Source organism: Alcaligenes sp. 13f (assembly GCF_020496585.1).
GTDB classification, from domain to species: domain Bacteria; phylum Pseudomonadota; class Gammaproteobacteria; order Burkholderiales; family Burkholderiaceae_B; genus Alcaligenes; species Alcaligenes phenolicus.
In genome coordinates this window covers 134,530-158,373 of record NZ_JAHKKC010000009.1, presented here as the reverse complement: position 1 = coordinate 158,373, position 23,844 = coordinate 134,530, and the positions used below count along the sequence as shown (strand labels likewise).

The following is a 23,844-nucleotide window of genomic DNA, read 5'->3' as shown; positions in this document are numbered from 1 at the left end:
TTTGTACAGGCCCGCCAAGCAGTGGGCTTGCCACTCTGTTTTATGTCGGCAACAGGCGCAAAGCCTGTCGCTGACGTGCTGTTTTGCCTTGACGGCAGTTCTCCTTTTTCTCATTAGGCATTTTTCCAATGGCCCCACAGACCTACGATTTGAGTATCAAGCACCGAAGCGCTGCGCGTCGCCCTCATTTCGCGCTGGCTGCCTTGCTGCTTGCCCTGGCGGGTTGTGCCTCGATGGCACCCGATTACGAACAGCCCGCTTCCCCCGTTCCACAAGCCTACCCGGATCTGTCCGCGGGTCAGGCCAGTGCGGTGCGAGCGCGCGATCTGGGCTGGCGTGAATACTTTAAAGATCCGGTTCTGAGCAAGCTCATTGAGACGGCGCTGGAAAATAACCGCGATATGCGAGTGGCGGTGTTACGGGTGGACGAAGCCCGTGCCATGTTGAATTTGCAGCGCAGCGAACGCTTTCCTGAATTCACTGTGAATGGTCAGACTGCACGTTCGCGTGTGCCCGGTGATATGAACCCCAGCGGCCAGGCTGTGACGGGCGGCGATTATCGCGCCCAGGTCGGCCTGACCAGTTGGGAGCTGGATTTGTGGGGCCGTGTACGTAGCCTGGAAGATGCCGCCTTGCAAGGCTGGCTGGCTACCGAGGCAGGCCGACAAGCCGTGCATGTGGCTTTGGTCTCGCAAGTGGCCAATAACTATATTGTGGTGCGCGAGCTGGACGAGCGTGTGCGGATTGCCCGCAAAAGCGTAGAGACTCGTCAGGAGTCCTACCGCATTTTCTCCCGTCGCTATGAAGTGGGCGCAACGTCCAAGCTGGATGTGACGCAGGTGCAAACCTTGCTGACGCAGGCTCAGTCCATGCTGGCCCAGCTGGAACAGCAACGTGCGGTGCAACTGCATGCTCTGCAACAGTTGCTGGGCGCCGATCCGGGTGTGTCCCCAACGGGCGCGCCTTTGAATGAAAACATCATGCTGGCCGAGCTGGCGCCCGGCTTGCCGTCCGATCTGATGGTCTGGCGTCCTGACATTATTGCGGCTGAACACAAGCTGCGTGCTGCCAACGCCAACATCGGTGCAGCCCGCGCCGCTTTCTTCCCCCGCATTGCCTTGACCGGCAATTTTGGCACCGCCAGCGCCGAGCTGGATGGCCTGTTTGATTCGGGCAGCAAAGCCTGGATGTTCGCTCCTACGATTTCCCTGCCTATCTTTGATGGTGGCCGTCGCAGCGCCAATCTGGATGTCTCTTACGTGCGTCGTGACATGCGTATCGCGGAGTACGAGAAAGCCATTCAAACGGCCTTCCGCGAAGTGTCGGATGCCTTGTCGACTCGTCATTGGTTAAGCCAGCAGCTGGAAGTTCAACTGGTGGCCCGTGGCGCCCAGACCGAGCGCGCCCGGCTGGCGCAGATGCGTTACGACAACGGTTCGGCTGCCTATCTGGAAGTGCTGGATGCGCAGCGTGACTTGCTGGATGTGGAGCAGCAGGTGGTGCAAACGCGCCGTGCGCTCCTGGCCAGCCAGATTGCCATGTACAGCGCCCTGGGCGGTGGGCTGGACCCCGCCGAGCCCCTGACTAACACCCATACATCCTCTAATTCGGATCCATCCTCGAGCCAGCTATGAGCAAACAATCTTCTTTGAAAAAAAATCTTGTTCCTGTCCTAATCGTTGCCGGGGTTCTGGGCCTGGGCTGGTGGGCATGGCAGAAAATGTCCAACACCGGCCCTGGCGATGGCTTTGTCAGCGGCAATGGCCGTATCGAAGCGACCGAGATTGATATCTCCACCAAATTTGCCGGACGTATCCAGAGCATTGCCGCTCACGAGGGCGACTTTGTGAAAGAAGGCGAAGTACTGGCCATCATGCAGCAGGACAGCCTGGAAGCGGCTCGTGATGAAGCGGTGGCCGGTTTGCGTCAGGCTGAAAACAATGTGGCGGCCTCTCAGGCCCAAGTGGCCTTGCGCGAAAGCGATGCCATCGCTGCCAAAGCCTTGATTGGTCAGCGTGAGTCGGAGCTGGATGCGGCTCAACGTCGTCTGGCCCGTTCTACTACCTTGTCCAAAGAAGGTGCGGCTTCGGCTCAGGAACTGGATGATGACCGTGCCCGTGTGCGGGGTGCTCAGGCTGCCGTTGCCGCTACCAAGGCTCAGGCCAATGCCGCAGAAGCCGCCATTAATGCTGCCAAGGCTCAGTTGATTGGTGCCCAGTCTGCCGTGGAAGCCGCCAAGGCGGCTGTGGCTCGTATCGAAGCCGACTTGCGCGACAGTGAGCTGGTCAGCCCCCGCGATGGCCGTGTGCAATTCCGTGTTGCCCAACCCGGTGAAGTGCTGGGTGCCGGTGGCCGTGTGCTGAATGTGCTGGACCTGTCCGATGTATACATGACCTTCTTCCTGCCTAGCGAAGTGGCCGGCAAGGTGGCCTTGGGTACGGAGGTGCGACTGGTTCTGGATGCCATTCCTGATATCCCGGTTCCAGCGACTGTGTCTTTTGTGGCCAGCTCCGCCCAGTTCACCCCCAAGAGTGTGGAAACGGCTTCGGAGCGTCAAAAGCTGATGTTCCGAGTCAAGGCCCAGATCGCCCCCGAGCTGCTGAAAAAGCACCTGGAGCAAGTCAAGACCGGCTTGCCCGGCGTGGCCTGGGTCAAGCTGGACCCCAATGCCAGCTGGCCTGAGTCGCTGACTTCTACCTTGACGGAGTAAACCATGCCCAAGCAGCAAGCGGCGGCCGTTGCTCGCGTTGTTGAGCTGAGTCAGCGTTATGGCGACACGCTCGCACTGGATCGTTTAAGCCTGGATGTTCCTGCTGCTTGCATGGTCGGACTGATTGGTCCTGACGGCGTGGGCAAGTCCAGCTTGCTGTCCCTGCTGGCTGGTGCCCGCGTGATTCAGGAAGGCCGTATTGAAGTGCTGGGTGGCGATATGGCGGAAAAAAGCCATCGCGACCAGATTTGTCCGCGCATTGCCTATATGCCTCAAGGCTTGGGCAAGAACTTGTATCCCACCTTGTCGGTGGAAGAAAACCTGCAGTTTTTTGGCCGTCTGTTCGGGCATGATGCTGCCGAGCGCCGTCGTCGAATTGACGATCTGACGCGTAGCACGGGTCTGCATCCTTTTCTGACACGGCCCGCAGGCAAGTTATCAGGCGGTATGAAGCAAAAGCTGGGTCTGTGCTGCGCATTGATTCACGATCCGGATTTTTTGCTGCTGGATGAACCGACGACAGGCGTAGACCCCTTGGCCCGTAAGCAGTTCTGGGACTTGATCGAGCGCATTCGTATCGAACGCCCCAGCATGAGCGTGATCGTGGCCACCGCCTATATGGACGAAGCCCAACGCTTTGATTGGCTGGTCGCCATGGATGACGGCAAGATTCTGGCAACAGGGTCGCCTAACGAGTTGCTGGAACGCACGGAGAGCAAAAGTCTGGAGCAGGCTTTTATCCGCCTTTTGCCTGAGGACAAGCGCCAAGGCCATAAGGCCGTAGAAATCCCTCCGCTGGATGTGGATGCAGACGATATCGCCATTGAAGCCGAAGGACTGACGATTCGCTTTGGCGACTTTACCGCCGTGGACAATGTGTCCTTCCGTATTCGTCGTGGCGAGATTTTTGGCTTTCTGGGATCAAATGGTTGCGGCAAGTCCACCACCATGAAGATGCTGACCGGCTTGCTGCCCGCATCCGAGGGTCAGGCCTGGTTGTTCGGCCACGAGGTGAATCCCAAAGATATTGATACCCGCCGTCGCGTGGGCTATATGTCGCAGGCTTTCTCCCTGTACAGCGAGCTGACGGTTCGACAAAACCTGGTACTGCACGCCCAGTTGTTCCACGTCCCCGAGGACGAGGTGGAGGGCCGGGTAGCTGAAATGGTGGAACGCTTTGAGCTGGGCCAGATTCTGGACCGCCTGCCCGATGCCATTCCTCTGGGCATGCGTCAGCGTTTGTCCTTGGCCGTGGCCATGGTGCACAAGCCAGAGCTGCTGATTCTGGACGAGCCGACCTCCGGGGTGGACCCGGTGGCGCGCGATAACTTCTGGCGTTTGCTGATCGAGCTGTCCCGCCGCGACAAGGTCACGATTTTCATTTCCACCCACTTCATGAACGAGGCGGAGCGTTGTGACCGCATGTCCATGATGCACGCTGGCAAGGTGCTCGATAGCGACACGCCTGCCAATCTGGTGAAAAAGCGGGGTGCCGCGAATCTGGAAGAAGCCTTTATCGGCTACTTGCTGGAAGCCAGCGGTCCGGAACCTGAAGTGGAGCCCGCTACAGAACAAGTCGTCGCAGCCCAAGGGCAGGAGCATAGCGACAAGCGCGATCGCTTTAGCCTGCAACGTTTGTTGAGCTACACCTGGCGCGAAGCGCTGGAACTGCGCCGCGATCCGGTGCGTGCCACCTTGGCCTTGGCCGGCTCCTTGATTCTGCTGTTCGTGATGGGCTTTGGTATTACGCTGGACGTAGAGGATTTGCGCTACGCCGTGCTGGACCGTGACCAAACCAGCATCAGCCAGAACTACGCCTTGAACCTGTCCGGTTCACGCTATTTTCTGGAGCAGCCTCCGTTGACGGACTATCAGGATCTGGATAACAGGATGCGACGCGGCAAGATCGCGCTGGCCATTGAGATTCCCCCCGGTTTCGGGCGCGATGTTCTACGTGGCAGCAATCCTGAAATTGCCGCCTGGGTAGATGGCTCCATGCCTACCCGTGCCGAGACTATCCAGGGTTATGTGAAAGCCATGCACCAGCAATGGCTGGTGACACAGGCCAAGGAACGTCTGGGAGCGGGGGCCTTGGTGGTACCGGCCAGTATCCAGGACCGTTACCGCTACAACCCGGACGTCAAGAGCTTGCCGGCCATGGTTCCCGCCGTGATTCCGGTGCTCTTGCTGATGCTGCCGGCCATGCTGACAGCGCTATCGGTGGTGCGCGAGAAAGAACTGGGTTCCATCATCAATCTGTACGTCACGCCGGTGACGCGTGTGGAGTTCTTGCTGGGCAAGCAGATTCCCTACATTGGCCTGGCGATGATCAACTTTCTATGCATGTGTTTGCTGGCGATCACAGTTTTTGATGTTCCGATCAAGGGTAGCTTCCTGACCCTTAGCCTGGCCACCTTGATGTTCTGTGTGATTTCAACCGGCATGGGCCTGGTTGCGTCTACCGTCACCAAGAGTCAGATCGCTGCCATGTTCTTTGCCATGATCGGCACCATGCTGCCTGCCACACAACTGTCTGGTTTGTTGAACCCGGTGTCCTCCATGGAAGGAATCAGCCGCTGGGCGGGCGAGATCTACCCGGCCACCCATATGTTCAATATCAGCCGCGGTGTGTTCAACAAGGCCTTGGCTTTTTCGGACTTGCATGGTGCCTTGTTCGCTTTGTTGTTGGCGATTCCGGTGGTCCTGGGCGCGGCAGTCATGCTGCTGAAAAAGCAGGAGAAGTGAGATGAGAAAACTCAAGAATGTACTGTTGTTGGGGCGCAAGGAACTATGGAGTCTGGCCCGCGACCCCATGATGCTGCTGCTCATCGTGTATGTGTTTTCGGTCTCGATCTACACCTCGGCAACGGCTCAGCCCGAAACCCTGAACAATGCGCCCATTGCGATTGTGGATCAGGATCAAAGTCCCTTGTCGGCCCGGATCAGCTCGGCCTTTTATCCGCCGGAATTCATTCACCCGCGCATGATCGAGTACGGAGAAATGGACTCGGGCATGGATACCGGAGAGTTCACGTTTGTGCTGAACATTCCGCCTGGTTTCCAGCGTGATGTGCTGGCTGGACGTAGTCCCGAAGTGCAGTTGAACATTGATGCCACTCGCATGAGTCAGGCCTTTACCGGCAATAACTACATCCAGCAGGTGGTCATGGGCGAGGTCAACGAGTTCGTGCGGCGTTACCGCAGTGTGGACACCTTGCCGGTTGATCTGGCCTTGCGCGTGCGCTTTAACCCCACGCTGGAAAAAGCCTGGTTTGGCAGTATTGCCGAGGTCATCAACTCGGTGGCGATGCTGTCCATCATCCTGACCGGCGCCGCCCTGATTCGGGAGCGCGAGCATGGCACGATCGAACACTTGCTGGTGATGCCTGTCACGCCAGGCGAGATCATGGCGTCCAAGGTCACGGCCATGGGGCTGGTCGTGCTGGTGGCGACGGCGGCTTCGCTGAACTTTGTGGTGCGGGGCCTGTTGGGCGTACCGATTGAAGGCTCCATCCCGCTGTTCTTGTGCGGCGCGGTGTTGTGCTTGTTTGCCATGACTTCCATGGGGATTTATCTGGCCACCTTGTCGCGCAGCATGCCGCAATTCGGTTTGCTTCTGATGCTGACCTTGCTGCCCATGAACTTGCTCTCGGGTGGACGCACCCCCCGCGAAAGCATGCCTGAAATTGTTCAGAACCTGATGCAGCTGGCTCCCACCACGCACTTCGTGTCCTTGGGTCAGGCCATTTTGTTCCGTGGCGCAGGGATTGAAACCGTATGGCAACCCTTTTTAGCCCTGCTGGTGATCGGGACAGTGTTGTTCCTCCTGTCACTGCGGCGTTTTCGTAACACCATCTCTCAGATGGCTTGATGGACTGGGCCCCGTTAGGGGGCACTTTTTTCCTTTAAGGAGATTTCGATGAGCATGGAAACACTTCCCCTGGATCTGTACAAGGCCAATGTCGAGTTGCAATTGCGTATCACCCGCCTGCTGCAGGAAGGGGGGCATCGCTGGCTGGCATCCGTACAGAAAAGCAATTTGCGCAGCATGGAGCAGACCACGGCTGAAATCGAGGGCTTGCTGCAAACCGGCAACTGGCAATCCTTGGCCACCTTGCCCGCCGACACGTTCTGGCGCTTGTTCCAGCATGGGGTCAACGACAGCCAGACCATCAATCAATTGGCAATTCAGAACCAGACCGAGTTCACCTCCGGTTTGCAGCAAGCGCTGGAAGCCTGGCAAAAGTCGGTGTTGGCGGTCGTCAGTGACACCAGTGCAGCCGTGCCTGTGATGGATATTTTCAAGCAGTGGGGCGCTCCTTGGGCAAATGCTGCCAGCGCCTCTGACACTAAAAAGGGAGCATGAGCGGTATGTCTACGGTTAAACGCACGGCGTTGGTGACAGGTGGGATGGGCGGTCTGGGTCAAGAGATTGCCCGTGCCCTGCATGATGCGGGCCACCAAGTCCTGGTGACTCACTCGCGCAGTGAGGCCGATGCCCAGGTCTGGCTAAAAGAGCAGGCCGATGCAGGTTACGTGTTCCAGGGCTATCACGTTGATGTGGCCGACTTCGAATCGTGCCAGCAGATGGCACAAGCCATCGAGAAGGATGGCCTGCAGGTCGACATCCTGATCAATAACGCCGGTATCACGCGCGATGGCACGTTCCGCAAGCTCAGCAAAGACAAGTGGGACGATGTGCTGCGCGTCAATCTGGACTCGGTGTTCAACGTGACCAAGCCCTTTATCGACGGCATGCTGGAGCGTACCTGGGGCCGGATCATCAACATCTCGTCCATCAATGGCAGCAAGGGCCAGTTCGGCCAAACCAATTACTCGGCCGCCAAGGCAGGGATGCACGGCTTTACCAAGGCGCTGGCTCAGGAAGTGGCGCGCAAGGGCGTGACGGTAAACACGATTTCCCCCGGTTATCTGGCCACGAAAATGGTCATGGCCGTGCCTGAAGATGTGCGTAACAGCATTATCGCGGGCATTCCGGTTGGCCGTTTGGGCAAGCCCGAGGAAATTGCGGCGCTGGTGACCTTTATTGCCAGCGAAGCAGCCGGATTTATGACAGGTAGTAATGTCGCCATGAATGGCGGCCAGCATATGTACTAAGCCCGACTCTGTTCGGCTGCTGCCTGTATGGGCCCGCTTGTCGGGCCTGGGACTTACAAAAGGAATGGATATGCACAAAGATATCGCGATTGTTGCTGCGACTCGTACCCCCATCGGCCGCTTTCAAGGGGGGCTGTCTACGGTGCCCGCCCACGATTTGAGCGCACAACTGATCCGTGCCGTGCTCCAGAGCACGGGCGTGGCAGCCGAGCAGATTGATGAGGTCATTCTGGGCCAGATTCTGACCGCCGGAGCGGGTCAGAACCCGGCCCGTCAGGCCGCCGTGAAAGCTGGCCTGCCTTATGAAGTTCCCTCCATGTCCCTGAACAAGCTGTGCGGCTCGGGTTTGAAAGCCGTGCATCTGGCGGCGCAGGCTATCGCGTTGGGCGATGCCGAGCTGGTGCTGGCCGGTGGTCAGGAAAGCATGAGTCTGGCTCCCTTTGTCGTGCACAAGGCACGTACCGGCCTGGGTCTGGGCCACGCCATGATGGACGACACCTTGCTGCGTGACGGCCTGACCGACGCTTTCCACAACTACCACATGGGTATCACGGCAGAAAACCTGGCCGAGCGTTACGGCATCACCCGTGAACAGCAGGATGCGTTTGCGGTGGAATCCCAGCGTAAAGCGGTCGCGGCCATGGAAGCCGGACGCTTCAAGGACGAGATCACCCCGATCGACGTGCCCCAGCGCAAAGGCGACCCAGTCCGTGTCGAGGCCGACGAGCAACCACGCGCACAAACCACCCTGGAATCCTTGGCCAAGCTGCGTCCCGCCTTCAAGAAAGAGGGCACGGTCACAGCGGGCAATGCGTCCACCATTAACGATGGCGCTGCCGTGCTATTGCTGGCCAGTGCAGAAAAAGCCAAGGAATTGGGCCTGCCCGTTCTGGCCTGGATTCGTGGCTGGGCCAGCACGGGTGTAGACCCGGCCATCATGGGTATTGGTCCTGTCTCGGCCAGCCGCAAGGTCTTGAAAAAGGTAGGTTGGGAACTGGATCAACTGGATCTGATCGAAGCCAATGAAGCCTTTGCCGCCCAGTCGCTGGCGGTAGCCAAAGACTTGCAGTGGGATATGAACAAGGTCAACGTCAATGGCGGCGCCATTGCTTTGGGTCACCCCATTGGGGCTTCCGGCGCGCGCGTACTGGTGACGCTGGTTCATGAAATGCGTCGCCGTGGTGCCCAGAAAGGTCTGGTCACCTTGTGCATTGGCGGTGGTCAAGGCGTCGCTATTGCCATTGAGGCCGCTTGAACAGATAGCTGATTGAAGGGAGAAGATGATGACAGATAAGTCTCGTGACGACAGCACGGCTTGGTCCTCCTGGATGATGAATCCCTGGAACCTGGGTCAGACCGTCTCCTCGTACTTTGTGGACGCCTGGCAGCGCGCCATTCTGTATGCCGATATCGAGCGTCAGGTCGGGGATCAGTACCAGGCCCAACGCAAGGTTGAAGTGCCCAATGTGCTGAACTTCCCGGCTGAACTGGTCATGTCGGGTCTGACTCTTCCCCGACCGGTCAACTATCTGATGGTGCGTATTCTGGCACCGGAAGATCAGCCTACCGATCCCAGCAAACGTCCTTTCCTGGTGGTGGACCCCCGGGCCGGGCATGGGCCAGGGATCGGTGGCTTCAAATCCGACAGTGAAATTGGTGCCGCGCTGCAAGCAGGGCATCCTTGCTATTTCGTCGGTTTTTTACCGGACCCCGTCCCCGGCCAGACGGTCGAGGATGTAATGCGTGCCCATGCTGCCTTTGTCAGCAAAGCGGCTGAACTGCATCCGGAAAGTCAGGGCAAGCCAGTGGTGATCGGCAACTGTCAGGCGGGCTGGCAGGTCATGATGGCCGCCGCTGTCTGGCCGGAGTTGTTTGGCCCGCTGATTCTGGCTGGTGCACCTGTGTCTTATTGGGCTGGTCGCAACCCCATGCGTTATGCCGGTGGTTTGCTGGGCGGCAGCTGGTTGACTGCCATGACCAGCGACCTGGGCAATGGCCGTTTTGATGGCGCGTGGCTGGTCAAGAATTTCGAGAATCTGGACCCGGCCAATACCTTGTGGACCAAGCAGTACAACGTGTACGCCAAGGCGGACACCGAGGCCGAACGCTATATCGGCTTCGAGAAGTACTGGGGTGGTTATGTATTCCTGAACGATGTGGAAATGCAGTACATCGTGGATAATCTGTTTATCGGCAACAAGCTGTCTACGGCTCAGTTGATGACTTCGGACGGTATCCGCATCGACCTGCGCAATATCCGCTCGCCCATTGTGGTGTTCAGCTCCTTTGGCGACAACATCACGCCGCCTGCACAGGCTTTGGGCTGGATCACCGATCTGTATCTGGACGACGATGATGTACGCAGTCACGACCAGACCATTGTGTTCACAACCCATGACCGTATCGGGCATTTGGGTATTTTTGTGTCCGGCAGTGTGGGCAGCAAAGAGCACCGTAAGTTTGCCAGCACCATTGATCAAATTGATCTGCTGCCTGCTGGCATTTATCGGGCCACGGTTGAAGAAACACCTGATGACGACACCTTGTTGAATGACCCGTATTTGATGTCGGTGCGTCAAAGTAGCCTGGCTGAAATTACGGAGATTGTGCAGCCTGATTCCGAGTCTGATCGCCGCTTTGCTGCCGCTGCCCGCCTGTCGGAGATCAATCTGGCTTTTTACAAGAGCACCTTGAAGCCTTGGGTAAAAGCTTTGTCCACGCCTTATACCGCCGCGCTGCTGGAGGCATTGCATCCCATGCGCTTGTCGTACGAGTCCTGGACCAGCGCCCACCCCTGGGCCGCCACGATTCATCAATGGGCCGAGAATATCGCGCAGCAGCGCCAGACCGTGGACGAAGATAATCTGTTCCTGGAAGCGCAGGAGAATTTCTCCCAGGCCATGGAACGGGCCTTGAATAATTACCGTGACCGTCGCGACAGCATCTACCAGATCTGGTTCGACACGGTATACGGCTCGCCCTTGCTGATGGCGCTGGCGGGCCACGCTCCGGGGGATTCTGCGCCGGCACGCCCGCATCCTGGCAGCTCGCCCGAGCATCTGGCTTTTGTGCGTCAGCAAATGCACAGACTGGACGGTTTGTTGAACGAAGGCGGTTTGCTGGAGGCAGCACTGCGCGGTTTGTTCCATATTGCCAAGCAGCGCAACAGCGTGGACGAGCGTTATCACCATGCCGCCATGCGCTTGCGCGAGCAGTACGATGCTGGCAAGTTTGATATTGAAAAAATGCGCGCTGCGATTCGCGAGCAGGCCTTGGTGCTGGCGCATCATGGTCATAAAGCTGTGGAAGCGATTCCGCACTTGTTGAGCAAACATACGCCAGAGGAAATCCGTCTGGTGGCGTCCCTGATCAAGAAACTGATCAGCGCCATTGATGAGCAGGATGCGGCTCCCGAGGCCGTGGTCAAGGCGTCTGAAGAAGTGTTGGGCTTGTTCGAGGCGGCCGCCAAACAGCAGGAGCAGGGCGGGAAGTCGAGCAGTGCAAACACCCAGCCCGTTGCTAAAACAGCAAGCAAGGTTGCAACGAAAGCCGCTGTTAAAACGACGCCAGCAGTGGCTAGTAAGTCGACCGCTCCTGCTTCAGTAAAGCCAACGACGGCCCAGCCGGTAAAGAAAACGGCTGCGAAATCGACGGGTACATCGTCAACAGGCACGAGCGCTAAAACAGCTGCAACAGCACCAGTGAAACCAGCCGCCAAGCCAGCGACTAAACCGCTTGCCCAAACCTCGGCAGGCATTCCGGCTCAAGCGGCAGCCAAGCCCGCAGCTGAAAAGCCTGTAACTGACAAGCCTGCTGCTCGTTCCGTGGGTGATACCAAGGTCGGTGCCGCTGCAAAAGTAGAGGCGGCCAAACCCCAGGCCAAGTCTGCAATGAGTTCGTCACCAGCGTCCGGGCAGGGCAAGGCTCCCACCAAGCCTGCCAGCACAGGCGCGGCTTCCAGGACTCGTCAGCGCAAGTCTTGAGACTTGGCTTCAGTGAATTTTTGAAGGAGTTTTCAGTATGAAGTATTCATTTTCCGGCCACTCTGTTTTGGTAACGGGGGCTGCCTCGGGTATCGGTGCCGCAACGGCTCGCCTGCTGGCGGCCAATGGCCTGTCGGTTGTTGTGTCGGACGTACAGGCCGACGCAGTTCAAGCCGTGGTCAAGGAAATTGAGCAGGCCGGTGGCAAGGCCGTGGCGAACGTGGCCGACGTTACTCAGCCCGATCAGCTGAAAGCCGCTGTCGATTGCGCCATCGAGCATTTCGGTGCCTTGCACTTTGCCGTTAATAACGCGGGTGTGGGCGGAGATTCCGGCCCGGCTGGCGAGATGGATCTGGACGGCTGGCGTCGTCTGATCGACATCAACCTGAACGGTGTGGCTTATGGCCTGCGGTATCAGATTCCCGCCATTCTGGCCGCAGGTGGGGGTGCGATTGTGAATATGTCGTCCATCATGGGCCTGGTGGCCAACCCCACTTTGCCCGGCTACAACGCCGCCAAACACGGGGTGATTGGCCTGAGCCGTTCTGCCGCGCTGGAATATTCCGCTAAAGGCATACGCATCAACACCATCCATCCCGGTTATGTGGATACCCCGATTCTGTCGGGCTTTGATGATGCTGCCCGTGCAGCGTTGGTAGCCCAACACCCGATTGGGCGTTTGGGCCATGCCGATGAAATTGCCCACGCTATTGCCTTCCTGCTCTCGGACGGCGCCAGCTTCATGACGGGCGCCTGCATGGTGGCCGATGGGGGTTACACCTCTCGTTAAGTTGGGGGATTACATCGCTGCAAGAACAAAATCAGTATTTTCATTCAAGGCTAACCAGCGAAAATCCGGGCCCCACTTTGAGCGGGGCCTATTTTTTTTAAGGGGTTCTACGATGAAGTATTCATTCTCTGGTCACTCTGCGCTGGTTACCGGCGCTACCTCGGGTATTGGTGCTGCAACAGCCCGCTTGCTGGCTGCGAATGGCTTGTCTGTGGTGGTATCGGGTCGAAATCGAAGTGCGCTGGACGAGGTGGTCAAGGATATTGAAAAAGCCGGTGGCAAGGCCGTTGCGAAAGTAACGGACGTGACTAAGCCGGATCAGGTGAAGGAACTGGTTGATTGCGCCATCGAGAACTTCGGTGCCCTGCATTTTGCGGTGAATAATGCAGGCATTCTGGGTGGTTCCAAGCCCGTTGGCGAGCTGGATCTGGACGATTGGCACAGCCTGATTGATACCAATCTGAATGGTGTGGCTTACGGTTTGCGCTATCAGATTCCGGCAATTTTGGCAGCCGGTGGTGGGGCGGTTGTGAATATGTCGTCCATCATGGGGCTGGTCTCCAATGCGCGCTTGCCCGCTTACAACGCAGCCAAGCATGGCGTGGTCGGATTGAGTCGTGCGGCGGCGCTGGAGTATTCCTCCAAGGGCCTACGCATCAATACGATTCACCCCGGCTATGTGGATACGCCCATCCTGTCTGATTATGACGAGGCCGCACGCGCCGATCTGGTGACTCAGCATCCGATTGGTCGCCTGGGGCATTCTGACGAGATTGCTCATACCATCGCCTTTCTGCTCTCGGAAGGGGCCAGCTTCATGACAGGTGCGTGCCTGGTAGCCGATGGGGGCTATACCGCCAAGTAAGCGATCGTGGAGGTGGCTTTGTTGATTTGATGGTTGAAGCCACCCCCGCAGGTTTGTGCTTAAAGAAGTTCTGATGCCTGTGCTCGATTTTTATGCGAATACCGGCATCTTCTTATTTCACGCCAATGGTCTTGATCGTACGAGTCCAGCTCTAGGCTTTATTAACTTTCTGGGGCTGGATATACAACACGGCCATGATCAACAGTGCCAGGCAGATAATAGCGGACAGAATATTGGTACCGCTCCAGCCTGCAAAGCTGAACAGAAAGGCCGGTGCGAACGCCCCCAGTGTGGCGCAGATGGATACACCCAGATCATTCAAGCCCTGTACCTCCAAAAATTGCGGTTTGCCTTCGAGGGATTCCGTCAGCAAGGCGCTGCCACCCACATAGGTGAAGTTCCAGCCTAAGCCCAGAATCAATAGCGAAAGGGTGAGCATCGTGTAGCTGTGACCAACAATATTGACCAGGCTGCTCACGAGCAAAAGCAGGATGCCGGTGATGGCAATGGTTTTCAGGCCAAATTTCTGGATCAGAATGCCGGTAAAGAAAGAAGGGGCGAACATGGCCAGCACATGCCATTGAATCGCGGTGCTGATGTCTGAAAAATGCACATGAAGATGGGACATGTGCATGGACGCCTGAATCATCAGCAAGTTCATGATGCCGTAGCCAATCGCGGCGATGCAGATGGCAATAGCCAGCGTCTTGTTATGCAGAACCAGGCCCAAGGTCTGGCCACGATTGGTTTTCTGGCGCGCCGCAGGCCGAGCTGGCCGCACTTCCTTGATGCACAGATTCAGGATGAACGAGACCAGTGCTAACAAGGTGAAGGCGGCGTAGCAGGCGGCGAACTCGGGCCCGAAACTGCTGGTTTTCAAACTCCGTATCAGCAAGGGGCCTGTTACGGCGGCAATTACCCCTCCGGCTACAACCAGAGAGATAGCACGCGGTTTGAGCATGCTGCCAAGTCCGTCGGTGGCGGCAAAGCGGTTGAAGTTGGCAAAGGCAATGTAAATGCCCAGCAAGGCATGCGATGCCACCAGCCAGGAAAACTGTTTCAGTTCGATTGCCCAGTAACCGACCACACCCGAGGCGGCCAAGGGCAGGCTGGCCAGCAAAAAGGATTTTTTCCGGCCTATGGCGGCCATCAGCCTGGAGGCAGGCAGTGTGAACAGCATCACAAACAGGAACTGAAAACCGTAGGGCACGGTGGATAGCCACGGTTCGGGAGCCAGACTGCCACCGACCAGGGCCGCCATGGTGACGGACATGACGGCGGTGGTCAGGTTGATGGATTGGGCCAGGAAATAAAGGTAGGTTCGAAACGGCAGGCGGGTGGCTGTCATGGTGCTACACGGTGATGAAGCTTGGGGTGGAAGGTTGCGCGAATACAAGCCTTGTTGTTGAGAGCAGGGCAATGCAAACACAGCAAATGAAAAGCAGTCGGGACGATTTTGGAGTGTCACGACGCCCTTGTCTCGAACAGTCGGTGTACTATCCTGAAAACTGTTAGTTAATTTTTTCTAACAGTGACTGGAGGCGGGCAGCATGGATTTTTACGAACGTCTGAAGAAAGCCATTCTTCAGGCTGAATGGGCGGTGGGGCAGCAACTGCCTTCCATTCGCAAGATGATGGCGACAGAGAGCTTGAGCCATCACACCGTGGTTAGTGCTTACACCCGTCTGGTTGGCGAGGGGATGCTGGAGGCTTTGCAAGGTCGCGGTTATTTTGTGGCGCGCTGGTCGGGTTTGGGGGAGCATTTGCCCTTGTCCCCGTCCGAGGTGACGACGGACCCCTTGCTCAAAATCTTGCAGGCCAAGCCCGAGCAGTGCAAGTTGGGCTGCGGTTGGTTGCCTGTTCCTTGGCGGGACACGGATGCCTTGGCCAAGGCCATACGCAAGACGGCGCGTTCGGGGCGCAGTGGTCTGGTGGAGTATGGCGATATTCAGGGCTATCTGCCCTTGCGCAAGCAACTGTCCATGTTGCTGCGGCAATCGACCTTGATCGAGGTCTCTCCTCAGCAGATTGTGACGACTCTGGGGGCGACTCAAGCGCTGGATCTGATTGCGCGGACTGTGATTGTTCCGGGCGACCATGTTTTGGTGGATGAACCCTGTAATGGCAATTTGATCAAGTTGATTCGCTTGTGTGGGGGCGTGCCGATCGGGGTGCCGCGTCTGGCGGATGGGCCGGATGTAGGGGCTTTGGCGCAGATTTTGGGCAGGCACAAGGTGCGGGCTTTTTTCTGCAATAGCACCTTTCATAATCCGACCGGGGCGGGTTTGAGTCCCAAGGTGGCCTTTGCCGTGGTCAAGCTGGCGGTGGAGCACGATTTCCTGATTGTTGAGGATGATGTGTACGGGGATTTTTTCCCTGGCGTGCGGCAGACGTTTGCAGGGTTGGGGGATTTGGAGCATGTGGTTTATATAGGCAGTTTTTCCAAGTCCTTGTCGGCCTCCTTGCGGATTGGCTATATCGCCTGCGGGTTGCAGTTGCTGGAGCCCTTGATTCGGCTAAAGCTCTTGACCAGTGTGGCTGTGCCGGGATTTTGCGAGCGTTTCGTCAATACGATTTTGGCCGATGGCACGTACGCAAAACATACGCAGGCGATTCAGCGGCAGTTGATGACGCATCAGCAAATTGCGCAGAAAGCGCTGATGGAATACGGCTGGGTATTTGATGTGCCGGCGCAGGGCGGGATGTTCTTGTGGGTCGGGCATCCGGAGATGCCGGATTTGACGGCTTATATAGAGAGGCTGGAGCAGCAGGGGATCTTGCTGATGCCGGGATCGTCGTTTGCGGTAGACAAGGATTTCAAGGACAGGATGCGCTTGAATGTGGCGCATTTGACTCAGGAGGTGATGCCTTGTTTGGGGTGGGTGTAAAGGTTGCGCTGATTGACTTGGCCTCGTTTTGCTTTGCTCGGTTTAGATTGCTTTCTTGTCTGATGCGCCTCGGGCGGGTAGCAGGGGGCTCGTTCTGAAAGACGCCATTCAGGTTCGCCCCAGAGCTGAGCGGCTGAGTCCTTGCCGACGCTGCGCGTCGGTCCCCTTGGCAATGGCAGGATACGGGCGCGCCCTTAACTTGCCCGGTGATGTGTCCCCCGGACACATCACAAGCGTCGGGCGTGAACAGAAGGGCGTTTGCACCCCGTATCCCGCAATCGCCCGCGGCAAGAACTCTGACTCGCCGCTCAGCCCTGGGCGAACCCGAATGGCTTATTGAAAGAAAATAGAGTCCCTCTGTGTTTACGATTTTGATGGCTTTGGCTTTGGCTTTGGCTTTGGCTTTGGCTTTGGCTTTGGCTTTGGCTTTGGCTTTGGCCTGGTTGGGGATTGCTTGTGTTGGTATTTGCCTTTGCTTGGTCTGGTCGGGTGTGGGGTATCGGGCCAGTTCGTGTGGGGTCAAACTGTCTGAGTCTACTTAAGTGACTGAGCAGGCAAGGAGTCGCCTGACGTGTTTGGCGTTCAGCGTGGGATGCTGAAAGATGACGATAGATCAGAGCTGTATTTTTGTTGTTTTCGGTAGCGGGGTCCGAGCTGTAGAGATTGCTTCTTTTCTCCGCTTTTTTAAAGAAAGCCCCTGTCTGCTGTTAGCGGACAGGGGCTTGTTCCTGTGGGGCTTGGTTTAGCTTACGGTTTCAGGACGGGGTGGTGTCCTGCCAGTGGTTTCATGTTTTCCACGGCGTAGGCGACGTTCAGAATGCGAGCTTCTTCAAAGGCGGGGCCGATGATTTGCAGGCCGACGGGCATGCCTTCGGAGATGCCGGCTGGCACGGTGACGGCGGGCAGGCCGGTCAGGTTGCTGGGGCCGGTAAAGCGGATGCCTTCGTCGATGAAGTCCAGGGTTTTGCCGTTGATGTTGACGGTATCGGTGCCGATATTGGGGACCTGGCAAGGCAGGGTGGGGGCGATGATGACGTCTACGTCTTTGAAGGTGGCGGTAAATTGCTGTTTCAGTGCACGGCGTACTTGCTGGGCTTGCAGGTAGTCGATGCCGCTGAACAGTTCGCCCAGTTCAAACAGGAAGCGGATGTCGCCGCCGAAGTCGTCGGGGCGTTTGATCAGGTCTTGGTGGTGGATGGTGGCAGCTTCGGTCAGGCTGACGGCCAGCTCGGCCCATTCGGAGTAGCGCAGGGCGGGGACTTTCAGCGGGATGATTTTGGCGCCCTGTTTTTCCAGGTCGGCCAAGCGGTCGCGGATTACTTTTTCGATTCCGGCGTCCACGTTCTTGAAGAAGTAGTCTTCGATGATGCCGATGCGCAGTCCTTGGACCTTACCATTCAGTGCGCTCAGGTAGGAACCGACGGGAACGTTGGCGCATGTGGGGTCGCGGCCATCAAAGCCGGCGATCACTTCCAGCATGGCAGCGGCGTCAGCCACGGTTTTGGACATGGGGCCTACGTGGTCCAGGGTCCAGGCCAGGGGGTAGACGCCGAATTTGCTGACGCGGCCATGGGTGGGTTTCAGGCCGACGATGCCGCATGCGGCCGATGGGATACGGATGGAACCGGCCGTGTCGGTGCCCAGGGTGTTGTAGGAGCTGTGAGAGGCCACGGCTGCACCCGATCCACCGCTGGAGCCACCGGGGACGCGGTCGGCGTTCCAGGGGTTATGGACGGCACCAAAGTGCGGGTTGTTGTTGTCGATGCCCCAGGCGTATTCGTGCATGTTCAGCTTGCCGGTGAAGATCACCCCGGCATCGCGCAGCTTGGTAGCGACGGTGGCGTCATCTTTGGAGACAAAGTCCTTGTGGATTTTGGAGGCCATGGTGGTGACCTCGTTCGCAAAGTAAATATTGTCTTTCAGGGCCAGCGGAACACCGTGGAACACGCCTTTGTACTTGCCGGCCATGATGTCCTGTTCCGCTTGTTTGGCGCTCTTGCAGGCCTGCTCAGCGGTAACAGAAATGTAGGCGTTGGTTTGCTTGTTGGATTGCTCGATGTAGCTCAGCAGGTTGTCGGTCACTTCAACGGGGGAGACGGCTTTGCTGCGCAGCTTGTCGGCCAGATCGATGACGCTCAGTTCAAGCAGGTCTTTATTCATGGTGGTCGCCTCCGGCCAGGTGTTTGATTGCTACGTCTGCATCGTCAATAGCGATGCCTTCCAGATTGCCTTTCATGGCCTGGATTTCGCGCCATTTGACTTCCAGTTTCTCCAGATGCTGGGGGCTGGGATGTATCCCTTTTGCCGCCAAGGCGTCTTTCACACTTACCGTCATTTGTCTTCTCCTTGTGGTGGTCATAAAACAGGCATGCATAAATCGCGCGCACAAAAAAAGCCCCACCCCTGGTGACAGGGAGTGAGGCTTTATTGCCTGCATGTCGCTGGCAACTTTGGCAGCGCATGCATCTGTTTTGGCAGACAAAGTTGTCTGCCTAATTAATCTACAAAATATGCCTTCTGAAAAATACTAGGGTTTTCCAGCGCTTGGGATGACGGCAGTGCACACAGGCTTGGCGGGCCTTTGGCCGCGGACCGAGCCTCCATGTTTACCCTGCATGGATGGTTTGCCAGCAGGTTTTTCGGATTATTCCTAGACCTGCACGGCGCCCGGAATCTTACGATTTGAAGCATCGTTTACCGGCTTCACCGCCCAGTACGTACGTCTTCCTAATAAAACCGAGGCAGACATCAGGCCAGGAACTTTGGAGGCCGCTGCCACTTTTGTCATCCTGTACCTCTGATTCCAGGGAGTAAAAAAAGGAGCCAGTCTGGCTCCTTTTTTTACTGGTTGGCTGGACTTTCCTGCCAGCGCAAATAGGCATTGCGGGTCTGGGCAGAAACGGACTCCAGTACCTTTTGATGCGCCACTTTATGACGCGCCAGCAAACGCGCATCCGCCACGGTGCGGGACTTGCAGAACCAATGGCAGCTGTGTTGAAACAGGTACAGCTCTGCGGACAGATGAAAGGCCCGGCTCTTGGGGTCCAGCTGCTGCGGGTTGTCCACCATATGGCGCAGCCCGGCGGCATGAATTTGCAAGAGCTGGCGGAAATCCCGTGTCATTGACGGGATGATGCGTTCTGCGTAGGGCACACAGAAGGGCAGCATGCCCACTCGGGTGCTTTCAGCCGGTTCCTTTTGCAGCAGATCCGCCAAAGACTGCACCTGGCTTGCCACGGCGTGTTCAGTTTGGGCAAACATGTCCAGAACCTGCAGTTGGCGCGAGGGATCCTGTTCGCCGATGGCGCGGGTATAACCTTCTGTCAGCGTTTCCATATGACGCTCCAGCTGGAAGCTGCTCAGGTGGCGGCCCAGCAAGATAATGCGCCCGCGTTGATAGCGTGCCCGCACAAAATGCAAGGCAATAGCGGCGATCAGAAGAAGTATGACTGTGTCCATCACTCGTGTTTCCGTGCTGGGTCAGGCACCTTGTTCTTGTTTCCCCGCTGCAGGGTTACGCCCGACCATAAAAAACTGCTGCCAAAATAGCAGCCGGCCATTGTATCCCGTCATTCTTTATTCTTGTTTTCATTCTCCTCAGGGATTGCCACAAGTGACCCGCATAGATTGCCTAGGCCTGCAACGCTGAAGGGGGATGCTGCCATTGCTAGTGGTCCCCAAGGTCGAATACGGATTCAACCTTGGCGAGCCAGCCATGCAGGCTGTCTCATAGAACGCATACGGGAGCTGGCACGCTGGCATGGTTCGGGATCTTCAGCGGCCAGTCATTTGAAACATGCGCCCAGCAAAATAGCCTGTATCTAGGAGGGACAAGAGTTTCTTGTCTGAATCTGAAGGGCGGACGGAGAAATGACGCTTGTACCCGCTATGCTTGGGCTGGAAAGCGGGTGGGGTTAGAAGTTGTGGGGAGCAAGCTGCGGTTGCAGTTTGATTCCCAACGCGTGCATGACTTTCAGAATGGTGCCAAAGCTTGGATTGCCTTCGCCAGACAGGGCTTTGTACAGGCTTTTACGCCCCAAGCCCGTTTCCTTAGCCAACTGGCTCATACCCTTGGCGCGAGCAATATTACCTAAGGCTTTTGCAATAAAAGCGGCATCGTCGCCAGCTTCTTCCATGCAGGCTTCCAAGTACAGCATCATGTCTTCCTCGGTTTGGAGGTATTCGGCGCTATCCCATTTGCGTAACTTGATGGTTCCCATGATTAAAGCGGGCTCGGAAGCCAGGTCCGTAGTGAATGCGCATTTCGGACACCCCTTCGCCGACAGGCTCTCAGTCTCCAAAGTCGCAGTTGCCATCTTCCGCTCGGTCAATACGAACCTGAATCCGTCTGGCGGCCTGCTTGTCGCGCAGACCGCCAAACCAGTGATCGAAGGTATCGGTGGTGTGGATAGTCTTCATGGGCTGGTTGTATAAAACAGGATACAGTCAGTCAAATACTGCTTGGTATTTATTTGTCTTCCACAAAGCGCATACGGAAGCGGCGGCCCTTGATATTGGCGTTGGCGATGCGGTCGAAATATTGACGCGCAATCCGGCGGTCCAGGGCTACGTAGGAACGCGCATCAGTAATGGCAATCTTGCCCACTTGGTCGCCCTTCAGGCCCACATCGCGGGTCAGGGCGCCGAGCAGGTCGCCGGGGCGCAGCTTGTCTTTTTTGCCACCCTGAATTTCCAGCGTCATCATGGGCGCGCGTAGCGGCTCTTTGGACTGCGAGCGCAAGGCTTTCAGATTGCCCCATTTCACTTCGCTGCCCTGGAATTCTTCAATCAGCTTCACCCAGCGCTGTTCGCTGCGTGAGACCAGATTCAGGGCCAGGCCTTTTTGATCACCACGGCCAACACGGCCAACGCGGTGAATATGCACTTCGCTGTCCTTGGTGACGTCCACGTTGATGACGGCGCCCAGATTCTGAATGTCCAGACCGCGCGAGGCCACGTCGGTGGCGACCAGTACGGCGCAGCTCTGGTTGGAGAACTGCACCAGAATTTCGTCGCGATCACGCTGTTCCAGATCGCCGGTCAACGCCAGAGCCTGGATGCCTTCGGATTGCAGTTCTTCCACTACTTCCTGACAACGCATTTTGGTGTTGCAGAAAATCAGGGTAGAGGCGGGGCGGAAGTGCTCCAGCAGTGTCACCACAGCAGACAGGCGCTGCTCGGGGTGAACTTCGTAAAAAATCTGTTCGATCTGACTGGCATCGTGCAGCGCTTCCACTTTGACTTCGGCGGGGTTTTTCAGAAAGCGGGAGCTGAGCTTGCGGATATTTTCCGGATAAGTGGCGGAGAACAGCAGGGTTTGACGACGGGGCGGGCAGTGCGAGGCAATGGCCACGATGTCGTCGTGAAAGCCCATATCCACCATGCGGTCGGCTTCGTCCAGCACCAGGGTTTTCAGGGCGGACAAGTCCAGATTGCCGCGCTCCAGATGGTCCTGAATTCGGCCCGGAGTTCCCACCACCACGTGAGCGCCATTGCGCAAGGCTTCTGTTTGCGGGCGCGAGGGCACGCCACCACACAGCGTCAGCATGCGCACGTTAGGAATCTGGCGGGCCAGACGACGCAGCTCGGTGGTGACCTGATCGGCCAGCTCGCGCGTGGGACAGATCACCAGGGCTTGCGGCGTCAGCTTGCTGGGGTTGAGGGTTTGCAACAGACCCAGGCCAAACGCGGCGGTTTTGCCGCTGCCGGTCTTGGCTTGGGCAATCAGGTCGCGGCCTTGCAGAATCAAGGGCAGGCTTTGTTCCTGAATGGCCGTCATTTTTTCAAAACCCAGGCTATCCAGGGTTTCAAGCAAGGCGGGCAGAAGGGGAAGGGTACTGAAAGAGGTATGGGGCACGATGGGTGACATCAAAAAGAACTGCAAAATAAAGGATTTAGCGACAGTTTACCGGTATCTGTACTATGTGCGGAGTCTTGTTCCCTGTTCTTAAGTCGCTCACTGGAGGTAAGTTACCATCAGCCAGTGGTGTCGCCTCAGCCTGAGGGGGCAGTTGCCTAGGGTAGACGCCAGTGCAAGGTTCCGAGCTTGGCTGTCACTGCCCAGGAATAGAAAAAAACCCCAGGCCACCTAACCCGGGGTTTAACCATGATTTGAAGAAATAATGAATGTGTTGTCTATTACCTGCTTTTAAGCCAGCTACGTTTTTCGATGTCGACTTACTCTGGCTTGCGTACTCGCACGGCGGAGACGGCGGCAATTGAGATCAGCGCGGCAACAATAATGTAGACCGCTACCGGTACCCAGGAGCCATCGTAGCGACTCATGAGCCATGTTGCGATCAGTGGTGCTGTTCCACCCGCCAATGCCGCCCCAATTTGATAGCCTAGGGTGATGCCGGTATAGCGGACACGGGTGGCGAAAATTTCCGAAAACATGGTGCCCAGCACGGCGGTGATAGGAGCCCAGATAAGTCCCAGGGCGACCACGGTAGCAATCATCAAGGCTGTGGTCGAGCGTTGGTCAAGCAGCAGGAAGTAAGGAATGGCAAACAAAGCCATAGCGACTGCTCCAGCAATAAAGACTTTGACGCGACCGATGTAGTCAGACAGCAAGCCCATCAGTGGAATGCAGAAGGTCGTGACCAGTGTGGCGACAGTAACGGCGTTAAGAACATCAAAACGTTCGTATTTGAGGCTTTCGCTGGTAGCGTAGCTGACCACAAAGGTAGAGAACAAATAAAATGGCGCCGTCTCTACAATCTTGGCGCCGATGGCGATCAGCACTTCACGCCAGTGGTCGCGCACAGTTTCAACCAATGGCATTTTGGCGACCTGACCCTCTGCCTTGGCTTTTTGAAAGTCGGGTGTTTCATCAATGCCATTTCGTACCCATAGACCTAGAAAAACCAGTCCCGCGCTGGCCAGAAACGGGATGCGCCATCCCCAGCTCATGAACTGTTCATCGGGTAGCAGGCTCATTAATGTCATGGCTAAGGTGGCCAGTAACATGCCAATCGTGACGCCCATTTGTGGAACGCTGCCAAATAAGCCGCGCCGATTTGGCGCTGCATATTCATAGGCCAACAACAGCGCACCGCCCCATTCGCCACCAATGCCCAAGCCTTGGATCAGGCGCAGCAGCACCAGCAAAATGGGTGCCCAGACGCCGATATAATCGTAGCCTGGCAGCAGCCCAATCAGCACGGTGGCTCCACCCATCATGGACAAGGTGATGACCAGTGTTTTCTTGCGTCCGATTCGGTCCCCAATATGAGCAAAAATCAAGCCGCCTAAGGGACGAATAAAAAAGGTCAGGGCAAAGGAGAGGTAGGCCAGCATCAAACCGACGACGGGGTCGAAGGTAGGGAAAAATAGCTTGTTAAAGACTAGTGCGGCAGTTGTGCCGTACAGAAAATAATCAAACCATTCAATAGAACTGCCTGTCAGGCTAGCCAGAAGAACGCGCTTGGCGGAGGCGCGTTTTGCAGGAGCGGTGTTGACTGTTGCCGTCATGAGGGGATTTCCTTGTT

At 57.0% G+C, this 23,844-nt stretch carries 20 protein-coding genes; 12 read left to right on the top strand and 8 right to left on the bottom strand.

Annotation, left to right across the window (positions count from 1 at the left end; translation table 11 throughout):
* Positions 1 to 128: 128 nt before the first annotated feature.
* The 10 genes from KOE80_RS09970 (at position 129) to KOE80_RS09925 (ending at position 13,466) form a co-directional block, all read left to right on the top strand.
* The gene (locus tag KOE80_RS09970) at positions 129 to 1,634 is read left to right on the top strand and encodes an efflux transporter outer membrane subunit (protein WP_226349033.1); all 1,506 of its coding nucleotides are present in this window, start codon (positions 129 to 131) and stop codon (positions 1,632 to 1,634) included.
* Positions 1,631 to 2,710 (top strand): HlyD family secretion protein, encoded by a 1,080-nt coding sequence (locus KOE80_RS09965; RefSeq protein ID WP_026484635.1) that lies wholly within the window; start codon positions 1,631 to 1,633, stop codon positions 2,708 to 2,710. The genes KOE80_RS09970 and KOE80_RS09965 overlap by 4 nt, the downstream gene beginning before the upstream one ends.
* Positions 2,711 to 2,713: 3 nt before the next feature.
* Positions 2,714 to 5,455: a ribosome-associated ATPase/putative transporter RbbA gene (gene rbbA, locus KOE80_RS09960; protein ID WP_042487179.1), complete on the top strand. Its 2,742-nt coding sequence runs from the start codon at positions 2,714 to 2,716 to the stop codon at positions 5,453 to 5,455.
* A 1-nt stretch (position 5,456) separates the two neighbouring features.
* Complete coding sequence (locus KOE80_RS09955) at positions 5,457 to 6,581, top strand: ABC transporter permease (RefSeq protein WP_226349032.1); 1,125 nt, start codon at positions 5,457 to 5,459, stop codon at positions 6,579 to 6,581.
* A 54-nt stretch (positions 6,582 to 6,635) separates the two neighbouring features.
* On the top strand, positions 6,636 to 7,076 hold the full coding sequence (locus tag KOE80_RS09950; RefSeq protein ID WP_413228931.1) for a phasin family protein: 441 nt from the start codon (positions 6,636 to 6,638) through the stop codon (positions 7,074 to 7,076).
* A gap of 5 nt (positions 7,077 to 7,081) precedes the next feature.
* Positions 7,082 to 7,828 carry an acetoacetyl-CoA reductase gene (phbB, locus tag KOE80_RS09945; RefSeq protein ID WP_045930329.1) on the top strand — a complete coding sequence of 249 codons (747 nt, stop codon included), beginning with the start codon at positions 7,082 to 7,084 and terminating at the stop codon, positions 7,826 to 7,828.
* Positions 7,829 to 7,898: 70 nt separating this feature from the next.
* On the top strand, positions 7,899 to 9,083 hold the full coding sequence (locus tag KOE80_RS09940) for an acetyl-CoA C-acetyltransferase (RefSeq protein ID WP_226349030.1): 1,185 nt from the start codon (positions 7,899 to 7,901) through the stop codon (positions 9,081 to 9,083).
* Between the two features lie 28 nt (positions 9,084 to 9,111).
* Entirely contained in the window at positions 9,112 to 11,811 is a 2,700-nt protein-coding gene (locus KOE80_RS09935; protein ID WP_413228930.1) for a DUF3141 domain-containing protein, read from the top strand.
* Between the two features lie 37 nt (positions 11,812 to 11,848).
* Positions 11,849 to 12,601 (top strand): SDR family NAD(P)-dependent oxidoreductase, encoded by a 753-nt coding sequence (locus tag KOE80_RS09930; protein WP_045930327.1) that lies wholly within the window; start codon positions 11,849 to 11,851, stop codon positions 12,599 to 12,601.
* A gap of 112 nt (positions 12,602 to 12,713) precedes the next feature.
* Positions 12,714 to 13,466, top strand: a complete 753-nt coding sequence (locus KOE80_RS09925; protein ID WP_226349029.1) for an SDR family NAD(P)-dependent oxidoreductase — start codon at positions 12,714 to 12,716, stop codon at positions 13,464 to 13,466.
* A 151-nt stretch (positions 13,467 to 13,617) separates the two neighbouring features.
* Here KOE80_RS09925 and KOE80_RS09920 read toward each other — a convergent pair whose 3' ends face one another.
* A complete protein-coding gene (locus tag KOE80_RS09920) occupies positions 13,618 to 14,814 on the bottom strand; it encodes an MFS transporter (RefSeq protein ID WP_226349028.1) in 1,197 nt (398 codons plus the stop codon).
* Between the two features lie 202 nt (positions 14,815 to 15,016).
* Between KOE80_RS09920 and KOE80_RS09915 the strand changes: the two genes are divergently transcribed.
* Together KOE80_RS09915 and KOE80_RS09910 are read left to right on the top strand one after the other, a co-directional pair.
* Positions 15,017 to 16,354, top strand: coding sequence for a PLP-dependent aminotransferase family protein (locus tag KOE80_RS09915; RefSeq protein ID WP_199264893.1), 1,338 nt, complete (start codon positions 15,017 to 15,019; stop codon positions 16,352 to 16,354).
* A 359-nt stretch (positions 16,355 to 16,713) separates the two neighbouring features.
* Positions 16,714 to 16,896: a hypothetical protein gene (locus KOE80_RS09910; protein ID WP_226349027.1), complete on the top strand. Its 183-nt coding sequence runs from the start codon at positions 16,714 to 16,716 to the stop codon at positions 16,894 to 16,896.
* Between the two features lie 205 nt (positions 16,897 to 17,101).
* Here KOE80_RS09910 and KOE80_RS09905 read toward each other — a convergent pair whose 3' ends face one another.
* From KOE80_RS09905 to KOE80_RS09880, 7 genes are all read right to left on the bottom strand, one after another.
* A complete protein-coding gene (locus tag KOE80_RS09905) occupies positions 17,102 to 18,514 on the bottom strand; it encodes an amidase (RefSeq protein ID WP_226349026.1) in 1,413 nt (470 codons plus the stop codon).
* Positions 18,507 to 18,689, bottom strand: coding sequence for a hypothetical protein (locus KOE80_RS09900; RefSeq protein ID WP_026484623.1), 183 nt, complete (start codon positions 18,687 to 18,689; stop codon positions 18,507 to 18,509). The genes KOE80_RS09905 and KOE80_RS09900 overlap by 8 nt, the downstream gene beginning before the upstream one ends.
* Before the next feature lie 506 nt (positions 18,690 to 19,195).
* Positions 19,196 to 19,813, bottom strand: coding sequence for a hypothetical protein (locus KOE80_RS09895; protein ID WP_226349025.1), 618 nt, complete (start codon positions 19,811 to 19,813; stop codon positions 19,196 to 19,198).
* Positions 19,814 to 20,268: 455 nt separating this feature from the next.
* The gene (locus tag KOE80_RS09890) at positions 20,269 to 20,574 is read right to left on the bottom strand and encodes an addiction module antidote protein (RefSeq protein WP_226349024.1); all 306 of its coding nucleotides are present in this window, start codon (positions 20,572 to 20,574) and stop codon (positions 20,269 to 20,271) included.
* A 70-nt stretch (positions 20,575 to 20,644) separates the two neighbouring features.
* Positions 20,645 to 20,773 (bottom strand): hypothetical protein, encoded by a 129-nt coding sequence (locus KOE80_RS20310; protein ID WP_264180235.1) that lies wholly within the window; start codon positions 20,771 to 20,773, stop codon positions 20,645 to 20,647.
* 49 nt (positions 20,774 to 20,822) lie between these two features.
* The gene (gene dbpA / locus KOE80_RS09885; protein WP_264180234.1) at positions 20,823 to 22,223 is read right to left on the bottom strand and encodes an ATP-dependent RNA helicase DbpA; all 1,401 of its coding nucleotides are present in this window, start codon (positions 22,221 to 22,223) and stop codon (positions 20,823 to 20,825) included.
* A 308-nt stretch (positions 22,224 to 22,531) separates the two neighbouring features.
* Positions 22,532 to 23,827, bottom strand: a complete 1,296-nt coding sequence (locus KOE80_RS09880) for an MFS transporter (RefSeq protein WP_226349023.1) — start codon at positions 23,825 to 23,827, stop codon at positions 22,532 to 22,534.
* Positions 23,828 to 23,844 lie beyond the last annotated feature (17 nt).